The organism is Euhalothece natronophila Z-M001 (genome assembly GCF_007904085.1).
Classification (GTDB): Bacteria; Cyanobacteriota; Cyanobacteriia; order Cyanobacteriales; family Rubidibacteraceae; genus Halothece; species Halothece natronophila.
In genome coordinates this window covers 1,419,524-1,440,539 of the sequence record NZ_CP042326.1, presented here as the reverse complement: position 1 = coordinate 1,440,539, position 21,016 = coordinate 1,419,524, and the positions used below count along the sequence as shown (strand labels likewise).

At 41.1% G+C, this 21,016-nt stretch carries 24 protein-coding genes; 8 read left to right on the top strand and 16 right to left on the bottom strand.

Features of this window, described 5'->3' with window-relative positions:
* Positions 1–15 precede the first annotated feature (15 nt).
* The 4 genes from glpD to FRE64_RS06915 all read right to left on the bottom strand — a co-directional run bounded on the left by glpD (position 16) and on the right by FRE64_RS06915 (position 2,533).
* Positions 16–1,707, bottom strand: a complete 1,692-nt coding sequence (glpD, locus tag FRE64_RS06925; RefSeq protein ID WP_146295287.1) for a glycerol-3-phosphate dehydrogenase — start codon at positions 1,705–1,707, stop codon at positions 16–18.
* A gap of 109 nt (positions 1,708–1,816) precedes the next feature.
* The gene (locus FRE64_RS18080) at positions 1,817–1,945 is read right to left on the bottom strand and encodes a hypothetical protein (protein ID WP_281286904.1); all 129 of its coding nucleotides are present in this window, start codon (positions 1,943–1,945) and stop codon (positions 1,817–1,819) included.
* Positions 1,946–1,994: 49 nt separating this feature from the next.
* Positions 1,995–2,210: a hypothetical protein gene (locus FRE64_RS06920; RefSeq protein WP_146295286.1), complete on the bottom strand. Its 216-nt coding sequence runs from the start codon at positions 2,208–2,210 to the stop codon at positions 1,995–1,997.
* A 2-nt stretch (positions 2,211–2,212) separates the two neighbouring features.
* Positions 2,213–2,533 carry a DUF4258 domain-containing protein gene (locus tag FRE64_RS06915; protein WP_146295285.1) on the bottom strand — a complete coding sequence of 107 codons (321 nt, stop codon included), beginning with the start codon at positions 2,531–2,533 and terminating at the stop codon, positions 2,213–2,215.
* Between the two features lie 131 nt (positions 2,534–2,664).
* On the opposite strand from FRE64_RS06915, the gene FRE64_RS06910 reads away from it, so the two are divergent.
* Complete coding sequence (locus FRE64_RS06910) at positions 2,665–2,955, top strand: hypothetical protein (protein WP_146295284.1); 291 nt, start codon at positions 2,665–2,667, stop codon at positions 2,953–2,955.
* Between the two features lie 53 nt (positions 2,956–3,008).
* Here the strand turns inward: FRE64_RS06910 and FRE64_RS06905 are convergent, their stop codons facing one another.
* Entirely contained in the window at positions 3,009–3,512 is a 504-nt protein-coding gene (locus FRE64_RS06905; RefSeq protein WP_146295283.1) for an RNA recognition motif domain-containing protein, read from the bottom strand.
* A 435-nt stretch (positions 3,513–3,947) separates the two neighbouring features.
* Here FRE64_RS06905 and FRE64_RS06900 point away from each other — a divergent pair, with 435 nt between their 5' ends.
* Positions 3,948–5,483 carry a S10 family peptidase gene (locus FRE64_RS06900; protein ID WP_146295282.1) on the top strand — a complete coding sequence of 512 codons (1,536 nt, stop codon included), beginning with the start codon at positions 3,948–3,950 and terminating at the stop codon, positions 5,481–5,483.
* A gap of 193 nt (positions 5,484–5,676) precedes the next feature.
* Entirely contained in the window at positions 5,677–6,042 is a 366-nt protein-coding gene (locus tag FRE64_RS06895) for a hypothetical protein (protein WP_146295281.1), read from the top strand.
* Between the two features lie 60 nt (positions 6,043–6,102).
* Here the strand turns inward: FRE64_RS06895 and ggpS are convergent, their stop codons facing one another.
* Positions 6,103–7,617, bottom strand: a complete 1,515-nt coding sequence (ggpS, locus tag FRE64_RS06890) for a glucosylglycerol-phosphate synthase (protein ID WP_146295280.1) — start codon at positions 7,615–7,617, stop codon at positions 6,103–6,105.
* A 283-nt stretch (positions 7,618–7,900) separates the two neighbouring features.
* On the opposite strand from ggpS, the gene FRE64_RS06885 reads away from it, so the two are divergent.
* Entirely contained in the window at positions 7,901–8,977 is a 1,077-nt protein-coding gene (locus FRE64_RS06885; protein WP_146295279.1) for a methyltransferase domain-containing protein, read from the top strand.
* Here FRE64_RS06885 and FRE64_RS06880 read toward each other — a convergent pair.
* Positions 8,970–9,434, bottom strand: coding sequence for an SRPBCC family protein (locus FRE64_RS06880; RefSeq protein ID WP_146295278.1), 465 nt, complete (start codon positions 9,432–9,434; stop codon positions 8,970–8,972). The two genes, FRE64_RS06885 and FRE64_RS06880, sit on opposite strands and share 8 nt — an antisense overlap.
* On the bottom strand, positions 9,431–9,664 hold the full coding sequence (locus tag FRE64_RS06875; RefSeq protein ID WP_146295277.1) for a DUF6737 family protein: 234 nt from the start codon (positions 9,662–9,664) through the stop codon (positions 9,431–9,433). Before FRE64_RS06875 ends, FRE64_RS06880 begins: the two co-directional genes overlap by 4 nt.
* Before the next feature lie 19 nt (positions 9,665–9,683).
* Here FRE64_RS06875 and pyrF point away from each other — a divergent pair, with 19 nt between their 5' ends.
* On the top strand, positions 9,684–10,382 hold the full coding sequence (pyrF, locus tag FRE64_RS06870; protein ID WP_146295276.1) for an orotidine-5'-phosphate decarboxylase: 699 nt from the start codon (positions 9,684–9,686) through the stop codon (positions 10,380–10,382).
* Positions 10,383–10,458: 76 nt separating this feature from the next.
* On the top strand, positions 10,459–11,016 hold the full coding sequence (locus tag FRE64_RS06865; protein ID WP_146295275.1) for a hypothetical protein: 558 nt from the start codon (positions 10,459–10,461) through the stop codon (positions 11,014–11,016).
* A 2-nt stretch (positions 11,017–11,018) separates the two neighbouring features.
* Here the strand turns inward: FRE64_RS06865 and recG are convergent, their stop codons facing one another.
* From recG to rpsB, 4 genes are all read right to left on the bottom strand, one after another.
* Positions 11,019–13,469 carry an ATP-dependent DNA helicase RecG gene (gene recG / locus FRE64_RS06860; protein ID WP_146295274.1) on the bottom strand — a complete coding sequence of 817 codons (2,451 nt, stop codon included), beginning with the start codon at positions 13,467–13,469 and terminating at the stop codon, positions 11,019–11,021.
* A gap of 128 nt (positions 13,470–13,597) precedes the next feature.
* Positions 13,598–14,539, bottom strand: a complete 942-nt coding sequence (locus FRE64_RS06855; RefSeq protein WP_146295273.1) for a hypothetical protein — start codon at positions 14,537–14,539, stop codon at positions 13,598–13,600.
* A 104-nt stretch (positions 14,540–14,643) separates the two neighbouring features.
* Complete coding sequence (gene tsf, locus FRE64_RS06850; RefSeq protein ID WP_146295272.1) at positions 14,644–15,273, bottom strand: translation elongation factor Ts; 630 nt, start codon at positions 15,271–15,273, stop codon at positions 14,644–14,646.
* A gap of 127 nt (positions 15,274–15,400) precedes the next feature.
* Positions 15,401–16,228 (bottom strand): 30S ribosomal protein S2, encoded by an 828-nt coding sequence (rpsB, locus tag FRE64_RS06845; protein ID WP_146297302.1) that lies wholly within the window; start codon positions 16,226–16,228, stop codon positions 15,401–15,403.
* A 240-nt stretch (positions 16,229–16,468) separates the two neighbouring features.
* On the opposite strand from rpsB, the gene FRE64_RS06840 reads away from it, so the two are divergent.
* Positions 16,469–17,632: a tetratricopeptide repeat protein gene (locus FRE64_RS06840; protein WP_146295271.1), complete on the top strand. Its 1,164-nt coding sequence runs from the start codon at positions 16,469–16,471 to the stop codon at positions 17,630–17,632.
* 68 nt (positions 17,633–17,700) lie between these two features.
* Here the strand turns inward: FRE64_RS06840 and FRE64_RS06835 are convergent, their stop codons facing one another.
* From FRE64_RS06835 to FRE64_RS06825, 3 genes are all read right to left on the bottom strand, one after another.
* Positions 17,701–18,132, bottom strand: a complete 432-nt coding sequence (locus FRE64_RS06835) for a ferredoxin (RefSeq protein ID WP_146295270.1) — start codon at positions 18,130–18,132, stop codon at positions 17,701–17,703.
* Complete coding sequence (locus tag FRE64_RS06830) at positions 18,132–18,518, bottom strand: DUF1257 domain-containing protein (RefSeq protein WP_146295269.1); 387 nt, start codon at positions 18,516–18,518, stop codon at positions 18,132–18,134. Before FRE64_RS06830 ends, FRE64_RS06835 begins: the two co-directional genes overlap by 1 nt.
* A 64-nt stretch (positions 18,519–18,582) precedes the next feature.
* Complete coding sequence (locus FRE64_RS06825; RefSeq protein WP_146295268.1) at positions 18,583–18,798, bottom strand: DUF2997 domain-containing protein; 216 nt, start codon at positions 18,796–18,798, stop codon at positions 18,583–18,585.
* A gap of 183 nt (positions 18,799–18,981) precedes the next feature.
* On the opposite strand from FRE64_RS06825, the gene bioU reads away from it, so the two are divergent.
* A complete protein-coding gene (bioU, locus tag FRE64_RS06820) occupies positions 18,982–19,965 on the top strand; it encodes a (S)-8-amino-7-oxononanoate synthase BioU (protein ID WP_146295267.1) in 984 nt (327 codons plus the stop codon).
* 88 nt (positions 19,966–20,053) lie between these two features.
* Here bioU and FRE64_RS06815 read toward each other — a convergent pair whose 3' ends face one another.
* Positions 20,054–20,941, bottom strand: coding sequence for an alpha/beta fold hydrolase (locus tag FRE64_RS06815; RefSeq protein WP_146295266.1), 888 nt, complete (start codon positions 20,939–20,941; stop codon positions 20,054–20,056).
* Positions 20,942–21,016 lie beyond the last annotated feature (75 nt).

Genomic DNA, 21,016 nt, shown 5'->3' with positions numbered 1-21,016 from the left:
TTTAAGTTTCTACCATTATCTCTTGGTCGCGGTCATTTCTTTTTCTTCTAAGACATAGTCAGGAATGCAATTTTTTGTCATATATTGGTAATACTCTTGCTGTGCTTTTTCCACTCCTTGTTGACTCCAGCCACAATACTTTTCTAAAATATCACCAACTATCGGTAACACATCTAAACCATAGTTTAACTGCATAGCAATAGTAGTACGACGACGGAGGATATCAATAAAGTTATGGGCAAATTCGTGGCGGATAGCGTACACAATTTGTGCTTTAATATCAGGCAATTGGGGGCTAATGGGATTAGCTAGATCAGGATATTCATCTGTTAATTGTAAAACATTAGTGGCTCTTGCCCCGTAGAGGGTAAATAAATGATCTAAAGTGGCAAGAGAAACGCGATCGCGATATTGATTGACCGTTGCAGTCACTTTCTCATCACTGGGAACAATTGCTCCGGGAAATGGCGTTTTTACGGTTGGACAAGGAGAGTGCTTCCGTTTTTGCTTTTTCAAGACAGCTTCCACTAATTCTTCTCCCACATGACGGAAGGTGGTGAGTTTTCCGCCGATTAAAGAGATCACATTATTAACGCCCTCCTTAGAATGATCATGCAGGATATGCTTACGGCTAACACTACCAGTTTTTTGTCCGGGAGGAGTATAAGGAAGTGGGCGTACCCCTGAGTAGGTAAATTTAATATCATCGCGTGTTAGTTGGGCACTAGGGATAATTAAGTTAGTCTCTTGTAGCAGATAGTCAATTTCCTCGTTATCCGCTTTCACTTGATCTAAATTGCCCTGAAAACGCAAATCAGTGGTTCCGATTAAATACATTCCTAACCACGGCACGATAAAGAAGGGACGACCATCGGATTTCGCTTCCACATAAAGGGCGGTATCAGGTGCGCCAGAGAAAGGGGGTACGACAATATGGCTGCCTTTGGTTCCGCCAATTTTGGGCTGATTGCTAATTGAAATTGTCTTTCCGTTTTCTTGTCCCCGTTGACAAATTTCGTCCACCCAGGGGCCAGTAGTATTAATAATCGTAGCGCGATCGCTGCCTTGAACCGTAAAAGTTTCCCCTGTTAACTTGTCCTCACACTGGAGTTGTGTAATTTGGCTCCCCTCTTGCACTAGCTTAGTCACCTCTGTATAATTCAGGCAAGTTGCCCCTGCTTCTGTAGCCGCAACAATATTTTCTAAACAGAGACGTTCCGCGTAAACTGCTTGCCCATCATAATACTGTGCGCCCCCTTTTAAGCCGTCTTGGTCTAAATAACGGAAAAGTTGATGAAATTTCCCTTGGGGTAACATCCGATGGGAAGGAAGAGTTTTATCATAGCTAAAAATATCATAGAGGAACATTCCCGCTTGAATTTTCCAATAAGGGCGCGATCGATCTCCATAAACAGGTACAGTGAGCATCAGGGGTTTCACTAAATGGGGAGCCGTACGAAGTAAAATTTCGCGTTCTCGCAACGACTCTCGCACTAAAGAAAACTCGAAATATTCTAAATAGCGCAACCCACCATGAATGAGACGAGTTGACCAACTGGATGTGCCACTGGCATAGTCACTTTTTTCCAATAAAATAGTCTTCAGCCCTCGCAAAGCAGCATCCCGGGCTGTGGCAGCTCCATTAACGCCTCCCCCAATAATAATCAGATCATAGTTTGTGTTGGCAATATTTTGAAAATCTCGCATTCTTAAATTTTACTATTTGTATAGTTCAAGTGAAATTAATGAGACATTAACCCACATTGTTAAGCAATCATAGCTTATCTTAAAATTTAAGGGATTCTCCTAGAATGTGCTAAAGGTATTGATACTCCCCTTCCTTGAAGGAAGAGGATTCTGGTTTCCCATTCCGAATAATCGCGCGATCGCGCTGTGGAACAACCAGATCCCAATCTGAATAAACACATAGTGGTTTTAATTCCAATTACTTCTCTAGCGCGATCGCCATTCACCGCATCATGTATTTTCCTAAACTAACTTAAAATGGGATGCAGTTCATAGATTTGACCATATTGAGCTGCTGATTCTAAATCACCTTGGCGAAGAGCTTTTTTCACTTTATCTAATTTGTAAGCATCTTTAAGACTTAGATATGGAGACCACCCTGTTTCATCTTCAATTAGGGTAACTTCTACTGTGGCAAGATAAGGCTGTTGATGAATATATTTAGTCTTTGTTCGCTGTCTCATAATTACCGTCTCCTTAGAAAACTCTCATCCCATTTTTCTAAACTGGGTCTATATGCAGTGATTAAAACTGCTGGTTTCTCGTAACCTTTAGGAATGCCCCATACTACATGGATAGCTTTTCCGAGTTGGTCTTGTTGCAATACTAAAATACATCTTCCCTTGGGATAATCTCGGTACTCTTCCACAATAACGGCTTCTTCTATACCTGTAACGATTTCTTCTACTGTTAAGTTATCCTCTGTTAGTTCTTCATAGCCATGTTCAGAAATCCGAACTTCACTAGCTTTGATCAACTCACGTATTTGTCTAAGGAATTTACTCAAATAATTTTATTCTGGAGAAATATCTGTTGATTATAATAATAGCAGAGAGCTAAGAGAGAATTATGATAAGGGATAAGTCTCAATTCTATCGTTCTATTGTAAAGAGGGGATTAAGTATTTGCTTATTAACAATGAGCTTAGGTTTATTCTTCCCCACTTCTGCTGCTAATGCTAATTCTGTTACTATTCGTCGCGGTAACTTAACTATCCAATTTGGGGACTCTTCTGACGATAAACGTACAATTCGAGATCGGCGCGATTCCTTTAAGGATAGAAGAAGGGGTCGTTATCGAAATCATGACCGACGATTTAAACGTGATAGTCGCACCCCGCGCCATTATCGTCGTCGCAATATTCCCAGCCAAAGTAGTGAGTATTACAATTGCAGCGAAAGGACTCGTGCTCGCATAGCTTGCAATTAAAAAAAAGATGGATAACTGACTGCCAATTATCCATCTTTAAGTTTAGGCAAAAGCTATTTTTCCACCGCACTGAGCATTTCTTTCAGTTTAGCTAATTCATCTGCCCATCGTGGATCAGGCTGAGTTGCACCGCTGCTACTGCTATTGGTACTAGTGGCAGGTTGCTTGGATTTTTTATTACTTTTGCCTCGTCGTTTATTACTAGAGGTCGCTTCTTTGTTTTTCTGTTTATTCGGGCGAGAATTGCGGGCTTGAGAAGACTCTTCTTTTTCTGGCTTAGAACTATCTTCCTCACCTTTTCCTTTGTTACGAGGTAATGCTTTTTCAATTTTTAAAGCATTTTCTCTGAAAGTTTGACCATTATATTTTTCAATAATTTCATCAGCCACCTCATCATTGGGGACTGTTACAAAAGCAAAGCCACGACAGGTTCCTGTTTTACGATCCTTAATAACTTTAATGGAGAAGGAATTGCTAGCTTCGCCAAAAACTTCTTGCAATTCTTCTTGTTGTACTGTATCCTTTGGTAAATTTCCTACATATAGGCGCACAGACATAATAAAAAATACCTCACTTTAATTTTAGTTGTTCAAAACTTTTTTTAGCGCAGTTAACATTCATTTCATAAGTTGGGTAATTTTACAACAAACGTGCATGATAAAAAATGATTCAGCCTTATTAATTGTTTTTCTTCCCAATCATGGATGACAATTCATCACTAGTTTTCCCATACCTTTCCTTACGTTTATTACCTTGACGATGGGAATAACGCAAATCGCGCAAAGAAAGAACTTCTGAAATTAGCTTTAACTGCACTCAAAATTATTACAATTTTTTTACACTCTTTTTTCAAGCTATCATGGATTCAGCATTTTCGCTACCCTAGGTGATTTAAGCTATCTTCTAGGCAAATCCATTTCTAAAGCTAACAGGAAATTGTACCCTGTATTTTAAAGTTTGACAAGTCCCTTGATGGGTTTCTTCAATAAGTAATGACCAATTCAGAGCAATCACAAGCAGACAACCAAAACTATCAGCCTCCTGAGGGTGCGGTAACTGAGGGGGTTTTTGGCAACGATCTTCCCTACGAAACTAGAGCTCAATGGACGGTTTTACGCAAAAAGGAAAAACCTGTTGCAGAAATTTTCCACGTTGCTTATCTGGCCCGCAATCAATCCCCTCAAAAACGCCCCATAACATTTGCTTTTAATGGGGGTCCTGGAGCGGCAGCCGCTTTCTTACACTTGGGCGCAATGGGGCCTCATTTGGCAAAATTTAATGAAGATGGATCTGCTCCACCCCCTCCCGCAGAATTATTAGAAAATCCTTATAGCTGGCTACCATTTACTGATTTGGTTTTTGTTGATCCTGTAGGAACAGGGTTTAGTCGTACTATTGATCATCCTAAAAAATCAGGGAGTTCCGAAAAAGCCTCAGAAAGTAGTGCTGTTAGTAATAGCAAGTCTTCTGAAGATGAGGGAGAAAATCGTGAATTTTATGCCCTAAAACGGGATTTAGACTCCTTAGCTGAGATGATGCAACGGTTTTTATCAGAAAATGACCGTTGGAGAAGTCCTATTTTTATTGCTGGCGAGAGTTATGGAGGGTTTCGGGTTGCCAAGCTAGCGAAGTTACTTCAGGAAAGCTATGGCATTGGGCTAAATGGCGCAATTCTTGTGTCCCCTGCCTTAGAGTTCCAAAGTCTTGATCCCTCTGATTATGATATTCTCTCCTGGATAGATACTTTCCCGTCTATGGCAGCAACGGCAGCGTTTCATGGTAAGAGTCAAACTTATACGGCAGACTTGCCAAGAGAGACAGTAGTTACAGAGGCAATTAAATTTGCGAATAATGATCTGGTGCGCTTGCTAATTCAAGGGGAAGGGATGCCAGCATCGGAACGAGAGTCTATTTTACAGTCGATGGCAAATCAGTTAGGGTTACCCTTAGATTTAGTAACCAAGGCTCATGGACGGATCACCCAACCAGTTTTTGTACGGAACTTACTCCGTGATCAACGTCAAGTGTGTGGCCTTTATGATGCGACGATTAAGGCCACAGATCCTTTTCCTGATCGCGAACAATTTGAGGGGCCTGATCCGACTTTATTCGGCATTGATCGGGTTTTCAGTCGTGCTGTAAATGTTTTACTTCGAGAGGTAATTGGGGTGAAAACTGACCGAACTTATCATCTGCTGAGTCTTGATATTAACCGCAGTTGGCAGCTTGATTATGATCGTCATGTTTTGCAAAGTCAAATTGGAGCAACGGATGATTTACGGTATGGAATGGCTTTAAATCCTCACATGAAGGTTTATATTAGTCATGGTTATTATGACTTAGTGACTCCGTTTCAGGCTTCTAACCGTATTGTCCAACAGATGAAGCTTGATAAAACAATGGCAGAAAATTTACAAGTCAGACAGTTCGGTGGTGGTCATATGTTTTATATTTGGTCAGAGTCACGGAGCGCATTTTGGCAAGAAATGAAAGATTTTTATAGTCGCATAGGTGCTTTAAGTAATTAGTAAAATGTGATCTTAAATTATTAATGCTGTTTCAAATATTACAGTGAGCTTTGTTTTTCTTAGTTGCCACAATTCCCCTGTTAGATCAAAGAGATCAGTTTACAAATCTCCTTGACTTTTGGGTAAAAATGACTATAATCGGTGGTGATAACCCATAACTAAGCAACTGAGTTGTGTGAGGATTAAGATGAATATGAATCTAAAATCTATCAAACAAATTATTCTAGGATTTATTTGTTTCACTGTTATTGCATTTTCGAGTTTAGGTATTTTTACCTCTAGCGCGATCGCGTCTAGCTTTGAGCAGGGTTCAACCGCACTTGCTGAAGTTAGCCCCTTGGCTGCGGCGGAAGACATGGCTGAAGATGCTACGTCTCAAATGAAGGAGATGGCTGAAGATGCCCAGAAATCTGTAGAAGAAGGGGTAGAAAACGCAACTCAGAAAGCTGAAGAAACTAAAGAAGCCGTTGAAGATAACTTCCAAGGCGACGAACAAGCCTCTAATGAAGAAGGTGGCGGTATTATTGAAAAAGTTAAAAGTCTATTTACTGGTGAATAATTCTCAACTTAAGTTTTAATTTTGACTACCCCCCTGAGATTAATAGGGGGGGTTTATTGATTAAAGGGTTGTGGCTTTTTGTTCCATTTCTTTTTGAACTTCTTGGAACTTATTAAACAGGCGATCACCCCAATAAGCTACATCATATTGAGTGACCGTTTTGTACATCTTTTGCATCCGTTGTTCCTGTTCTGCTTGAGGCATATCTAGCGCCTTATCAATGGCATCATCCATGCGATCCATAGAATAAGGGTTGGTGAGAATCGCTTCGGGTAGTTCTACTGCTGCTCCAACAAATTCAGACAGAATTAAATTTCCCCCTTTTCCTTCACGAGCAATCACATATTCTTTCGCCACTAAATTTAAGCCATCTCGTAACGGGGTTGTCCAGCAAACATCTGCGGCGCGGTAGTAGCACATTAAATCAGCAAAAGGAATGGGCTGGGTAAATAACATGATGGGAATCCACTCGAGAGTGGCAAACTGTCCATTAATTTGCCCCACTAACTGTTCAATGAGGTTTTGGGCAGTTTCATAAACCCGCATCCCACTAGCTGGAGAAACACAAGTGACCATCATATTTACTTTTCCTTGTAAGTTTGGGCGACGTTCCAAGAGGCGACCATAGGCTTCTAGCATCTCTCGCACCCCTTTGACATAGTCAACACGCCCTGCGGAAATAATTAACTTACGCCCTTGTAGCCGTTCTAAAATTTCTTGATAGCGTTGTTCGGTTTCCTCTTTATGTAGGGTATTAGTAATATGTTGGGGGTTGGTTCCTACAGGAAATGCGTCGATATTGACAATGCGGTTATTCCACCGTAATTTTGTCGTCATTTCTGGTTCGGCTAAAGCTGTTCCCACTGGGGTAATATGTTCAGGAACCGAGTCTTGTTCCACTACTTCTACCTTACGTAAACTTCGGGCAACATTGACAAAGTTTTCGGAATAGCGAGGAATATGAAAGCCAACGATATTACAACAAAGCAGACTATCGACAATTTCCTCACGCCAGGGAAGAATGTTAAAGATATCTACCGAGGGGAATGGGGTGTGATGGAAAAAGGCAATTTGTGCGTTGGGTTTCAGTTCGCGAATATAATAGGGAGCAAGCCACAGGTTATAGTCATGTACCCAAATTAAAGCATCATCTGTTGCTTCTTCACAGGCGGCTTTGGCGAATAAACGGTTTACTTCTTTAAAGTTTTCCCAGTTAGAGGTTTCGTAGGTAAAGTGATAAGGAAATGAGTGCAGGATCGGCCAAAAGGCTTCTTTTGACGTAATATGATAGAAATCCTCTACTTGTTTTTCTGTTAAAGGAATGCGACGAACATTATAGTTACCACCATCTTCAATTTCATCAACGGCAACTCTTTCTTTGAAGTTAGCTTGATCAACTTGATTCACTGCTTTCCAAGCTACCCAGGTGCCTTGATTCACATTAGAAAAGAATCCTTTTAAGGTGGGAACAATTCCGTTTGGGCTTTGCTTGGCTTTATAATGAATTACGCCGTCGTCATCCATTACTTCATCATAGGGTTGACGATGATAGAGAATTACTAAAGAAGATTTCATAGTTGCTGTTTACCTCCAATGGGATAAATAAGCTGATAGAGTGATTAAATTGCTATTGTTAGCAAAGATGGAAAGGAATTAGATCTTCGTTGCTTTTAGCTGTAATTATTTTTACAAGGTTTAGCTACGTTTGGAATTATTGCTTCCAATTAGAACATTCCAGTTAATATTCATTTAAGTGTAAGAAAAGGATAACATAGAGTGATTGTTATCTCACCAATCTAAGGACAGAATTTGAGAGATTCCAAGTTTTGGTGAGAGCCCAAATTATTAAGTTTATTTAATGACCCAACTGCGCTTAACAACTAATCCCGGCATTGAAGATATTGTGGAACAGGAATTGCGCGATCGCGCTACGGCTGTCTCCTGTTGCTTGACGCAAATTAAACGAAAACCTTTTAATCTTGAGGGACAAATTTTAGTAGAAAGTGTTGATGAGAAAGAACTCTTGTCTCAAATTGCCCTCAAAGCGCGATCAGTTTTTCATGTGATGCGTCAAATTTATCATTTTTCAGTGCCTAAAAAGGCTGATTTTTTAGAAACAATCAAGCAGGAATTACTCGAACTTGATATTCCAGAAATGGAAGGGGCGAAAAAGTTTCGAGTAACCACTCAGCGCAATGGGCGACATTTATTTAATAGTATAGATGTCCAAAAAATTGCAGGGGCAGCTTTAATTGAGCGTTATCAAAAAGCTGTTAGCTTAGAACAGTATGATGTTAATGTCCGTGTTGATGTTTTTGATCGGCTTTGTTTAGTCAGTGTTCAACTAACTAAAGCATCTTTAGATCGGCGACATCATCTGGTGTGGCGACCGAGAATTAGCCTTAAAACGACTATGGCTTATGCCATGTTACGGTTAGGTGGTTTAGAAGAAAAAACTCGTTTATTAGACCCTTTTTGTGGTTCTGCTACTCTGTTATTAGAAGCGGCGACCATGTTTCCTCATTTAGAATTATATGGCAGCGATCGCCGTGAGGAAGCGGTTAGGGGAGCACAAACAAATATTGACACTGCTAAAATTTCTCATCGAGTTAGTCTCAAGGAAGTTGATGCTAGAGACTTAGACATAATGTATCCTCACCAGCATTTTGATGCTATTGTAACGAATCCTCCATTTGGAATGCATTTGGGAGCAGAAATTAATTTTTATCAGTTATATCTTAAATTTTTACGGGGGGCTGGAAAAATTTTAGCCCCTGGGGGTCGCCTTGTTATCTTAGTAGGAAAAGGACGCGGTCTTTTTAAAAGGCTTGTTTTTAAGTCAGGGTTATTTCAAATTCGTGAAGAACGTTTAGTGGAAACAGGAGGGATTTATCCTCATCTGTTTATCTGCGATCGCGTTGATGAGATCAGGTAAAGCCACTTTGAATATAGAGGGCTTCTGCTACTCGCTTGAGACGACGAAGTTGGGCAGACATTTCTTGTTCAGTGGAACGGGCGGCAACTATTTCAAAGCCTACTTTTACTAAAGGGTTAGGAATTTTAAATTCAAAGCGGTTAATTAATTTAGTTCCCTCATCATTAGGTTGACATTCCCAACGATCGCGCCCTTTAAAAAACCCAACAAATTCCCACACAATTAACCCTGGTTCTCTTTCTACAACTGTATTTTTCAGAGTGGGTTCAATTCCGGGAAGATTAATAATAAAACGACTACGACTGCCTAAACGGGTATCCCATTCTCCAACCGGTTCGCAACGGAGACGGGGATTAAGCCAACGGTGCATCAAAGCGCGATCGCTGATACATTTTTCTACCATTGTCGCGCTAGCGTTGATCTGAATGGATTGTTCAAATACTTTGTAGTCTTTCATTTAACTTGAGTTTTTCCCCCAGCATATCCTCTAGGAACAATATAAAGAAACAGCCACCACCAAGCTAAAATAGCAATGATAACTGGCACAGTTACCCACCAGAGATGAGTAAGTAGCCAAGTCACCGTAGGGATCGTGATTCCTGTAAGGATAATCGACCAAGGTTGACACCACCATGGCTTTTCTTGCCAAATTGAGGAAGTTGAGTTTTTCTGTGTTGTTTTGGTCATAATAAATAATTAATTGTTTATGTTACCGCAAGAGCGTATTATTGTCCCTTTAGATGTTCCAGATTTAGAAAGCGCGATCGCGCAAGTAGAGACCCTTCCTGATGTTACCTTTTGGAAAGTAGGATTAGAATTATTTGTGAGTGCCGGCCCCGCTATTTTAGATTACCTTAAACAACATAATAAACGCATTTTTCTCGATCTGAAATTCCATGATATTCCCAATACTGTTGCTGGTGCGTGTCGAGCTGCCATCAAATACAATGTGGACTTTCTAACCATCCATGCTAGCGCAGGGAAAGAAGCCCTACAAGCAGCTGTAGAAACCAAACAAGCCTCAACTGCCCCCCCCAAATTACTCGCAGTTACCCTCTTAACCAGTATTAATGATCGTTCTCTTGCTTTTGATTTACAAGTTCCCATTGAACTACCAGAATATATCTTAAAAATGGCAATGTTAGCTCAAGAAAATGGCATAGATGGAGCAGTTTGTTCCCCTCAAGAAGTGGCTAAATTAAGAGAAGTTTGTGGGGATAACTTTTGGTTAATTTGTCCGGGGGTGCGTCCTGAGTTTGCTGATAATGGCGATCAAAAACGAGTCATGACCCCGAAACAAGCTCTAAATGCAGGTGCTGATTATTTAGTCATTGGTCGCCCCATTACTCAATCAGAAACACCACAACTAATTTGGCAAAAAATCTGTCAAGAAATTATGGAATAAATTATTAGTCATTAGTCATTAGTCATTCGTTATTACCTATTGCTTTATTATTAAAATACTATAGTTAAAATGAACCATGAGAAAAACTTTTTTAATTGGATTAGGGGGAGTAATGTTGATGTTATTTCCTCAAAGCGCGATTGAACTCCGTTCAGCGCCAGAGGCGATCGCTGCTTCAAGTTGTCCTCAAAACTTTGAATCGCTCAGTGAAAAGCTCTTAGATGACCTGCCCAGTTATGCTAACCGTGTCATTCAACGAAGCAAGTCTCCCTCGCGGACACAAAGTGATTCCACCTACTTTATTGTAGCAGGAAAACCTGACTTGAATCCATTAAAAACAGACAGAAAAGGAGATTATACCCCTGCTTTTCCCAATGCTGAAAGTGACGATGTTAAGCAAATCTTTTTTACCACATTAGAGCGTAAATATCAAAAAACTGAAGTTCATTCTGTTCAAAATTATCACTGGTTATTCTTAACTGAAAGCGAACAAGGTTGGTACTTAGTAAGCCTCTATTCTCGCTTTGGCTTAGTTGATGAAGAGCATCCCCCAACTCCTCCCAAAGAAACCCATGATGGAATTGTCGGACAAGCAATTCAACTGTGGTTAAGAGACTGTCGTTCTTCCCGTTAATTTTAAGCTAAAATAGTGCTACCCATTAACTTCCGATAGCGTCGTTCTAATTCTTCTTCTAAAAGGGGATAATCCTCTAAACTTTTATCCACAAAGACCAATTTTTCCGCAGCTTCTCTAGCTAAAACTAACACCTCTTGATCCTCAACTAAACTGGCTAAAGCAAAATCAGGTAATCCAGACTGGCGTTTCCCTAATACTTCTCCAGGACCCCGAAATCGCATATCCATTTCCGAAATAAAAAAGCCATCTCTCGACTGTTCTAAAACCCCCAATCTTTGTTTAGCCGTATCTGTTTTAGACCCACTAATTAACAAACAATAAGACTTCTCTTCTCCTCGTCCCACTCTTCCTCTTAATTGGTGTAATTGCGATAAGCCAAATCGTTCCGCATTTTCAATTAACATCACGGTTGCATTGGGAACATCGACCCCCACTTCAATTACCGTTGTGGAGACAATAATTTGCGTTTCATTATCCCGAAAAGCTGTTAACGCCTCATCCTTTTCTTGGGAACTCATGCGCCCATGTAATAAGCCTACATTAAACTCAGGAAACACACTTTCTTGTAATCTTTCTTGTTCTTCAATCGCCGAACGAACATCTAATTTTTCTGATTCTTCCACTAAAGGGAGAACAATATAAGCCTGTCTTCCTTGGGCAATTTCGCGGCGGATTAATTCGTAGGCTTGACGGCGTTCTTTGCCTTGTAAAACCGTTGTCTGAATTTCCTGTCGTCCGGGGGGTAACTCATCAATTTGTGATACATCTAAATCCCCATGCAGGGTTAACGCTAACGTACGAGGAATAGGCGTTGCTGTCATACTTAAAACATGGGGAGAATGACCCTTATCTAATAACCGCGCCCGTTGTTGTACCCCAAACCGATGTTGTTCATCAATGACGACTAAGCCTAAACGTTGAAAATTGACGGTATCTTGAATTAAGGCATGAGTTCCCACTAAAAGCGGTAGTTCTCCCGTTTCTAATTGCTGATGAATCTCGCGACGCTTTGCCGTTTTCGTTGACCCTGTGAGGAGTTCTACAGGCAAATGTAATAAGTTAAACCAACCCACTAATTTGCGATAATGTTGTTCAGCAAGAACTTCTGTGGGGGCCATTAACGCCGCTTGATATCCTGACTGAATGGCAGCGAGAATCGCAAATACAGCAACAACGGTTTTCCCTGACCCCACATCCCCTTGTACCAGTCGGTTCATAGGAGTTTCCGAATTTAAGTCTTGTAAAATATCACTCACCACCCGTTGTTGGGCATTGGTTAAGGAGAAGGGAAGGAATTGCTTAAACTGGTCAATGAGTTTTCCTGTGGGGTTGAGAATGGCACTTTGTTGCGTTTCTTTTTGCTGTTGACGACGAGTTAGAAACCCCAGTTGTAAGAAGAAAAATTCATCAAAAATTAGTCTGCGTCTAGCGTGGGCAAGCGTATCATGGTCAGGGGGAAAATGAAGGTTAGTGACGGCTTCTGATAGGGTGGGAAAGCCATATTGTTCACGGAGAGGGGTTGGTAAGGGGTCTTGCAGCTTTTTCGCGGCGGGTAACACAGTAATGACCGCTTTACGAATGACATCAGCAGATACCCCCTCAGTCAGGGGATAAACGGGTAACACTCGCCCAATATTCACTGATTCAATTTCACCCCCCGGAGAGTCGAGGAGTTCAATTTCTGGGTTATCAAGGGTAATGCCATATTTATTCTTTTTGACCAATCCTGACGCTGCCACGATCGCGCTTCTCGGGTATAATCGTTTTTGTTTCTCTTGCCAACCGCGATGGGCAAACCGTGTCCCAGCGAAAAAGCGACTGAGTTTAACTTCTCCGGTGCGGTCTTTAATAACCAGTTGCAAAATTGTGAGTTTCTTATTTTTTGGGCTGGTAAAGCAGTTACAACTCTTGACAGTGCCAACAATGGTCACTGTTTCCCCTTCCACTAAGTCAGCAATATTAACTTGTTGGGCGTAATCAATATGTTCACGGGGATAATAGAATAAAACATCTCGTACTGTTTCCAAACCAAGACGATATAAACTATTACTGCGACTTCTCCCAATGCCAGGAACATCTCGTAGCGGTTGATCTAAGTCTAGGTTGGCTTGGGAATTAGCAACTGGACTTTTTGTGGCAAGTGGTTTTCGTTCCGAAGTAGGAGTATCGGTTTTCCCTTCTTGAACTTCCTTAAGGAGACGGCTGGCTTTGACAATTAGTTGCTGTCGTTCGGTAACTGTTTTTTCTCCATAATTAGAAAATTCTATGGCTAAATTCCGCCACCGCTTTTCCTGTTCCAGGGTCGTTTGAGGGGGAACTTTCCCAAAGGTTAAACAAAAAAACTCACTAAAGCGATACTGGTTTCCGACAATATCAGAATAGCCATTTTTCGCTTCTACGGCGAGGGCTTTATGGAGACGTTCCCAGTCGAAAGTATTGTCATCTGTCATGAGTTACGAGGCATTGTGTTGGCTAGGAAAGGCTTGCATAGTATTGAGAATTTAACCCCTCTTATCAAGTATAAAACCCAAATCTCATTAGCGTTATAGTAGAACGCTGGAGTGAACTTCACTAATAACTAATGATCCTCATGCCAACTACTGCGCCAGGCAAGTTCAGCTTGCGCGATCGCGCGTTCTTGGGTTAATCTTCGATGTTGTTCTTGTAACTTCTGTAACTGCTGTTCAATCGTTCTAATTTCGCGACGTTTAGTATTTAAAGTTGGGGCTGCAAACTCTAACTCTCCTACTCGCAGACGCACCACAGCTAACTGCATCACCTCATTATTATTATCCTTTCTCGATTTTTCTTTTTGATTTTTTCGTTCTACTTCTAACATTAAATGTAACACCCCAGGAGCGCGATTACTAATCGAACCTGCGCCTTCTGTTTGCAATGCAGCCTCAATCATTTCTTGAGGTAATTCCTGTGGTAAAACTCCCATTTTTTGGAGTAGAGTATTAGCTTGACTCGAAACTGTTGCCAAAATCATGGCAATGGCTTCTTCTTGTAACTGTGACCAAGCCATGAGACTATCTGGAGTTAATGCTTGAAGTTGAGAGACTGCATCTTCTGAATTAAATTCTTCCTCATTAAACTGATTTTCTTCAATAATTTTCCCCTCAGAAAATGTCTCCCACTGTTCAGAAAAAATATTAGCTGATGAGGCTTCTTCCTCTTCTTGTTCATTTTCGTTATCGTTATCGTTATCATCATCATCTTCAAAATTCATCGCTTGTAATAACTCACCTCCCAACTTTAAGTTTTCAGTTGCCTTTTTCCCTAACTCCCGAATTTCTTGTTGTAACTCCTGCTGTTGAGACAGTGATAAACTTAAAAACCCTTTTGGATATTCTTGGGTGCAAATTTGATAAACGGAAAATACTAATTGCTGTTGTAACGTCTCCCCTAAAATTACGGTATAGTTCTCATAAGCAGTTTTTAAGCGATTTGAAATTTCTTCTACTTGTTGTTGTAATTTTTCAAGATCGTTTTCAATGAGATTAATGTCTCTAGTCATCTTAATCAATAGTAAGTCAACAAACATTATAAAAAGGCAAAAGTTAGCGAGAGATCACTGACCTTTGCCTTTCTAGGTGCAAGGAATTGGCTTAGACAAATAAATTACTCTTCAGAAGATTGTTCGTCGTCTTTCCCTTCTCCTAACACAAACCGAGAGAAGCGTCTAACTTGAATATTCTCTCCTAAAGTGGCAATTCCTTGCTTAATATATTCTTCGACAGTGATACTCTGATCTTTAATAAAGGGCTGATCTAATAAGGAAACTTCTTTTAAGCGCTTATCAATCCGTCCTGAGACAATTTTTTCTTTAATCTCGTCAGGTTTTCCCTGTAAATCTTCGCGCCCTTTTTCAATTTCCTTTTCTTTTTCTACGATTTCTTGGGGAACATCATCAGTGGAAACATACTCCACATTCCCATAAGCAGCAATCTGCATCGCAATATCTCGTACCAGAGTTTGGAACTCTTCACGACGGGCCACAAAGTCAGTTTCGCAGTTAACTTCCACTAAGACCCCAATGCGTCCCCCAGTGTGGATATAACTATCAATAATCCCTTCGCTAGCAGCCCGTCCTTGCTTTTTCTCGGCGGAGGTGATGCCTTTTTGTCGCAACCACTCCATTGCCTTCGTGATATCGCCATCGGTTTCGGCAAGGGCTTTTTTACAGTCCATCATGCCTGCGCTAGTTTTTTCCCGCAGTTCTTTAACCAGTTTTGCTGAGATTTCCGCCATGTTAGTTTTCCTTTTCTACAAGACTAATTATAAAGAGTAAAAGCCACAAAAAAAGCCGTGACTAGAGAGAGGAAACAAGTGTTACACCCCTTTGAGAAGTGTAACACCGTTATCATTTTGAAATAGCTTAGTTTTGTTCACCTTCGGTGTCACTTGCTGCTACCATTTCAGAGTCATAGTCAGAGGTCATTTCTTCTTCATCCTCTTCATACTCATCACTCTCAATTCCTTCTTCTAATTCCTCGTACTCTGCTTCGGTTTCCATGTCGAGTTCACCATGACGACCTTCATAAATGGCATTAGCGAGTTTACCCATAATTAATTTCACCGAACGAATCGCATCGTCATTGGCGGGAATGGGAATATCCACTAATGCCGGGTCACAGTTCGTATCTAGCATAGAAATAATGGGAATGCCTAATTTTTGACATTCCATGATGGCATTGTGTTCACGGCGCTGGTCAACAATAACCACAATGTCAGGAAGGCGACGCATCAATTTAATGCCACCGAGATATTTTTGCAGTTTTTCTAGTTCTCGTCCTAATACAGCTGCTTCTTTTTTCGGACGACGCGCCATTGCCCCACTTTCTTTGAGACGTTCTAATTCTTTGAGACGTTCCACACGGGTTTTAATGGTTTCCCAGTTGGTCAGCATTCCCCCTAACCAACGTTGGTTCACATAAAAGGCCCCACATCGTTCCGCTTCTTGGGCAATAATTCCTGCCGCTTGGCGTTTTGTTCCCACAAATAAGACTTTCCGTCCTTTTGCCGAAGCATCTTGGAGATAACTATAGGCTTCCTCCATTAACTGTGCAGTTTGCACTAAGTCAATGATATGAACGCCATTGCGTGCGGTGTAAATATAAGGACGCATGGCGGGATGCCAACGACGGGTTTGGTGTCCAAAGTGAACACCAGACTCTAGTAATTCTCTGAGGGTAATAACTGCCATGATTAATTGTTCTCCTGTTTCGGGTTGAACCTCCATTTAGGGGGAATTTCCTGTAGGGAAACACCCGAAGCCCTAAATGTGCGAGTTGAATGATAGTTTTTTAGCCCTACTAGGATAGCATTTCTTTGGTGCGATTGCATTACAATATTTTTGGGAATTTGGTAAGCTACTCTAGCTTTGAAGCCTTCTTGCTGTCCTCACTTAGCAACTCCTCTTTATCTTTTATTTTCCTATACTCAAATGAAATTACGATTTTTGCTAAAAGTTTTATTGCTTAGTTTTGGTATTGTTTTATCGGCACTGGGAGCTAATTTAGCTGGGGCGCAAGCTCCTTTTCAAAATCCTTTAAAAGTAGAGGAAATTGAAGATCCATTACTACCTAGTCCGCCAATTCAACGTTCTTTAAGCCCTTTAGAGCAGTTAAGATTACAACAACAATTAGAAGAATTAAATCGCCGTGCTAGAGCAACTTATGAAGACGGAAATGTTGATGAAGCCTTTAATATTTGGTATCGGGAATTAAGGTTACGTCAAGAGCTTGAGGTTTCTAAGGAAGTGGAAGCCTTAGCAAGAGTGGGAGAAGTTGCTTGGCGTGAAAACCGTTCTGAGGATTTACGAAATATTCGACAACGACTAAGCAATATTGAAACTACTGCCCAAGAGAATAATCACCGTGAATTGTTACAACAAGTAGCAGAAAGTTATGAAAGAATGCGAGTCAACGATCGCGCGATCGCGGTTTATAATTTTTTACTAGAAGATAGTGAAAATCCGCGCCCTTTGTTAGAAAATATTGCCAGTCTCTACGAATCTCGCTTTCAGTATGACCAAGCAGCAGAAACTTATGAAAAGCTTTTAGCAATGGCTGAGGCTCAAAATAATGCTAGAGCAGAAATTAATTATCTCCGCCGTTTAAGAAGTTTATATGAACAGGCGAATAATCCTGAGAAAGGAATTACCACAAAGGAGCGTTTAGCTAGCATATACCAACAGCAAAATAATGAGCAACCCCTTCCCTCTCTCTTCTTTTCTTTAGGAGAAGATTATCAAGAAATGGGACGGTTTAATGCTGCCAGTAATGCCTATGAGCAAGCTTATCGTCGTGCTTGGTCGCAACAAAAATACGCGATCGCGTCAAACGCACTAGAAAATCTAGCACAGTTATACCGCCGTGATGAATCTTTAGAAACAACTCTCAATATTTATGAGCAATTATTAATTGTCCAAGAAAGAGCTACTGATTATTATGGTTTGATGATGACCTATAATAAAATTGGAGAAATTCATCAACAGCGCGATCGCGATCAGCAAGCCCTTTCTGCATTTGAAAATGCCCTAGAGTTAGCACGATCTTTGAGTTATCAAGAAGCCTACTTTCAGGAAAAAATCAATAATTTAATCTAAAAAATATGGTAGAAACGCTCTAAATCAAGAAACGCTTCTACCATCAGAAAACAACAATAATTAATCAACTAGGACTGTTTCTTTTTTTGTTGTAAGCGTCTTTGTTGGGCAGCAATTACGCCCTTACTGACAGGAAAGCCAGCAACTGGAATAACCTGGAATTGACGTTCTGCTTCGAGTTTTTTCAACTCGGTATAGTCAACCCAATGGATGCAATTTACAGGACAGGTATCAATCGCCTCTTGGATCACCTCTTCAGGATCACCATCTTGACGAATTGCCCGCGCTCGTCCATACTCAGGTTCAATATAAAAGGTATTCTGTGCGGTATGAGCGCAATGTTTACACCCAATACAGGTTAACTCATCCACATAGACTCCTTTTTCCCGAAATTGTCCGCCCAATTCTGGTTCAAACCCTGAGCGGTTCGGGTTATGGCGTAAAATACCACCCAATTCTGGCTCTAAGCCAGACCGTTGGGGATTTTGTGAATCAGACATTACGCACTCCAGCGTTGAACAACAAGGCGAATGGAACCATCTTCATTTTTTTGTTCTTCAGCCACTTGAAACCCCTCGGCAGAGGTTGTATTTTTAACCGTGTGGTAAGCATAGCGTTGGCTAACTTGGTTGAGGAAACCATTAACGGTTAACGGCTGTTGCCAATACTGTAAGTCAGCAACTAGTTCGTATTCGTTGCCATTCCAACGGAAGCCAACATCATATTGATTTTCTTGAGGAATGACAACTTCTGCGCTATGAGTTTGCCCCTGATAGCCGCGAACAGTTGCTGGCCCCTGTTTCCAGTCGATTCCTAAATCATTGAGGGCCTCTTGTAAGGAAGAGAGATTGCGAATTTGGGTTTTGATTTGGCTAAAATGTGACATTGCTACGTTTATCTCCAGACCAGTTTACTTAAATTTAACAAAACAAACCTTTCTATAGAAAAATTTACCAAGAAGTGACGTGAGATTGCGTCGTCGTTGTGGTAGAGTCGAGAGTATTTTGGGCGAAATATTCCGAGGTTGTTTCCTGTGAAACGACTTGTCCCAGTTGAGATTCAATCTTGGCTGTGACCTCAGTACAAGAGTTTCCGATAATGCCTGTTACTTTCTCTTGTACTCGCCCATCAGGGTGAATGACAAATTCTAAAGTTTCCATGCTCATAAGCGATTGTTAAAAAATGATAAGAACTCATGACAAGGGGTTAATTTCAATGGTTTGCATTGATTTTTAGCAATTGTTAATGCTTTAATGATAATTTGCCCCAATATATGTAAGTTTGGCTTAAGTTTTTTAAAGCGTCAAGCCTCCTTGGTAACGAATCATGAAATTAATAGTTAGGAAACTATGGCAACAATGAAAATTGGTATTTTAGGCTTTGGTGGTTTAGGACAAGCAGCTGCTCACATTTTAACCTCGAAACAGGAAATGGAATGGGTGGCGGTGGCAGATCAAAAAGGATTTGCTTATGATGAGACAGGATTAGAAGTTAAGGCTTGTCAAGACAGTTATCGCCAACAAGGATCAGTGGGTAGTTTAGAGAATATTGGCACGCTTTCTAGTACCAGTATTCGGGATTTAATGCGTCAGTATCCTGTTGATGGTTATTTTCTTGCCCTTCCCAACTTACCGAATACGTTTATGGGTTCGGTGGTGAGAGAGTTTATTGATGCGGGTTGGCAAGGGGTTTTAGTGGATGCCCTCAAGCGCACCAGTGCTATGGAAATTTTACTCGATATGAGAGAGGAGTTACAAGCTGCTGGCATTACTTACCTCACTGGTTGTGGCGCAACTCCTGGACTTTTAACCGCCGCTGCTACTGTGGCTGCCCAAAGCTATGCAGAAATTCACGCCGTCAATGTCACTTTCGGTGTCGGGATTGCCAATTGGGAAGCGTATCGGGCAACGATTCGTGAAGATATTGCCCATATGCCTGGTTATACGGTGGAACAAGCGAAAGCCATGACGGATGAAGAGGTAGCCAAGTTGTTAGATCAAACTGATGGCATTTTGAAGCTAGAAAATATGGAACACGCCGATGATCTGATGTTAGAGTTGGCAGGAATTTGTCCGCGCGATCGCGTTTCGGTTGGTGGGGTTGTGGATACTCGTAATGCAAAAAAACCCCTTAGTACCAATGTTCAAGTAACAGGACGCACTTTTGAAGGCAAAATCTCTACTCATACTTTTACCCTTGGTGATGAAACTAGCATGGCTGCCAATGTCTGCGGAACCGCTTTTGGCTATCTCAAAGCTGGACTAGAATTTCAGCAACGGGGTTGGTCGGGACTTTTGACCGCTGCTGATATCATGCCCAAATTTGTCCATTAATTTCCCTCGCTTTTCCCCTGAATCGTTTTCGGGGGATTAGCGACGGAAAGTGATATAGTTCCGATTTGGATTATGTGCTATTGATATTTTACTGGCGATCTAGTAACCAGTTGATTATTAACTCATTCACTGCTTCAGGCTTCTCATCATGGGCGCAGTGTCCCGCTTGGGGGATAGGATAAAATTCTACTTGCGAGTCACTCTCACTTCGATCTTGATAAATTTTTGCGCCACTAATAGGAGTCCAAGGGTCATCTTCTCCCCATAATACCAGTAAAGGACATTGCACTTGCGGTAATAAATCCTTCGGTTTGGGGCCAGCTGGGGCAGTTAATACTGAGGCAAAAACTTTGTGCGCCCCTGGGTCACAAGAGGGTTGATATAATAAATCTACCAGTTCATCGGTAATGGCAGCGCGATCGCGATAAACTTGTTTTAAGGTATTCCGAATGCGAGATTTCCGTCTGACTTGATTAAAGACAAATTTGCCAAGGCCAGGGGTTGCCACTAATTGGGTAAAGGTTCCCATAATGACATTTAAGGGAAATTGTAACTCCTCAGGACGATGATTTAATCCCCCAGCACAATTAATTAAAACCCCACCTGTACTAATTTCAGGATATTGGGTAAGCATCATCAAGGTTAATAACCCACCAATCGAGTTTCCGACAAACACTGTGGGTTCATTAATTTTCGCTTCCCAGAAATCATAGAGTTGCTGTTGCCACAACTCAACGCTATAGTCTAAAGCAGGCTTATCTGAGCCCCCAAAGCCCAATAAGTCAATAGCAAAGACTTTGTAGCCAGCATCAGCAAGCATGGGGATATTTTTCCGCCAATGCCCCACAGAAGCCCCAAAACCATGAATTAATAATAATGGCTGTCCTTCCCCTTGTACTGTATAAACAGTTTTATATCCTTGCCACTGCCAATATTCTCTCGTTAAGCTGATTTCCTGAGTAAGTGATTGGGTCATGATGATGTTTGTAACAAATTATTAACGGCTTCTCTCTATTCTAGCTAAAATAATGATTGAAAAATCATATTGATA

Bases quoted from the DNA above. Each gene is read 5' to 3' on its own strand.
- glpD (WP_146295287.1), bottom strand. From the start codon at position 1,707: ATGCGAGATTTTCAAAATATTGCCAACACAAACTATGATCTGATTATT.
- FRE64_RS06920 (WP_146295286.1), bottom strand. From the start codon at position 2,210: ATGAGACAGCGAACAAAGACTAAATATATTCATCAACAGCCTTATCTT.
- FRE64_RS06910 (WP_146295284.1), top strand. From the start codon at position 2,665: ATGAGCTTAGGTTTATTCTTCCCCACTTCTGCTGCTAATGCTAATTCT.
- FRE64_RS06905 (WP_146295283.1), bottom strand. From the start codon at position 3,512: ATGTCTGTGCGCCTATATGTAGGAAATTTACCAAAGGATACAGTACAA.
- FRE64_RS06900 (WP_146295282.1), top strand. From the start codon at position 3,948: ATGACCAATTCAGAGCAATCACAAGCAGACAACCAAAACTATCAGCCT.
- FRE64_RS06895 (WP_146295281.1), top strand. From the start codon at position 5,677: ATGAATCTAAAATCTATCAAACAAATTATTCTAGGATTTATTTGTTTC.
- ggpS (WP_146295280.1), bottom strand. From the start codon at position 7,617: ATGAAATCTTCTTTAGTAATTCTCTATCATCGTCAACCCTATGATGAA.
- FRE64_RS06885 (WP_146295279.1), top strand. From the start codon at position 7,901: ATGACCCAACTGCGCTTAACAACTAATCCCGGCATTGAAGATATTGTG.
- FRE64_RS06880 (WP_146295278.1), bottom strand. From the start codon at position 9,434: ATGAAAGACTACAAAGTATTTGAACAATCCATTCAGATCAACGCTAGC.
- FRE64_RS06875 (WP_146295277.1), bottom strand. From the start codon at position 9,664: ATGACCAAAACAACACAGAAAAACTCAACTTCCTCAATTTGGCAAGAA.
- pyrF (WP_146295276.1), top strand. From the start codon at position 9,684: ATGTTACCGCAAGAGCGTATTATTGTCCCTTTAGATGTTCCAGATTTA.
- FRE64_RS06865 (WP_146295275.1), top strand. From the start codon at position 10,459: ATGAGAAAAACTTTTTTAATTGGATTAGGGGGAGTAATGTTGATGTTA.
- recG (WP_146295274.1), bottom strand. From the start codon at position 13,469: ATGACAGATGACAATACTTTCGACTGGGAACGTCTCCATAAAGCCCTC.
- FRE64_RS06855 (WP_146295273.1), bottom strand. From the start codon at position 14,539: ATGACTAGAGACATTAATCTCATTGAAAACGATCTTGAAAAATTACAA.
- tsf (WP_146295272.1), bottom strand. From the start codon at position 15,273: ATGGCGGAAATCTCAGCAAAACTGGTTAAAGAACTGCGGGAAAAAACT.
- rpsB (WP_146297302.1), bottom strand. From the start codon at position 16,228: ATGGCAGTTATTACCCTCAGAGAATTACTAGAGTCTGGTGTTCACTTT.
- FRE64_RS06840 (WP_146295271.1), top strand. From the start codon at position 16,469: ATGAAATTACGATTTTTGCTAAAAGTTTTATTGCTTAGTTTTGGTATT.
- FRE64_RS06835 (WP_146295270.1), bottom strand. From the start codon at position 18,132: ATGTCTGATTCACAAAATCCCCAACGGTCTGGCTTAGAGCCAGAATTG.
- FRE64_RS06830 (WP_146295269.1), bottom strand. From the start codon at position 18,518: ATGTCACATTTTAGCCAAATCAAAACCCAAATTCGCAATCTCTCTTCC.
- FRE64_RS06825 (WP_146295268.1), bottom strand. From the start codon at position 18,798: ATGAGCATGGAAACTTTAGAATTTGTCATTCACCCTGATGGGCGAGTA.
- bioU (WP_146295267.1), top strand. From the start codon at position 18,982: ATGGCAACAATGAAAATTGGTATTTTAGGCTTTGGTGGTTTAGGACAA.
- FRE64_RS06815 (WP_146295266.1), bottom strand. From the start codon at position 20,941: ATGACCCAATCACTTACTCAGGAAATCAGCTTAACGAGAGAATATTGG.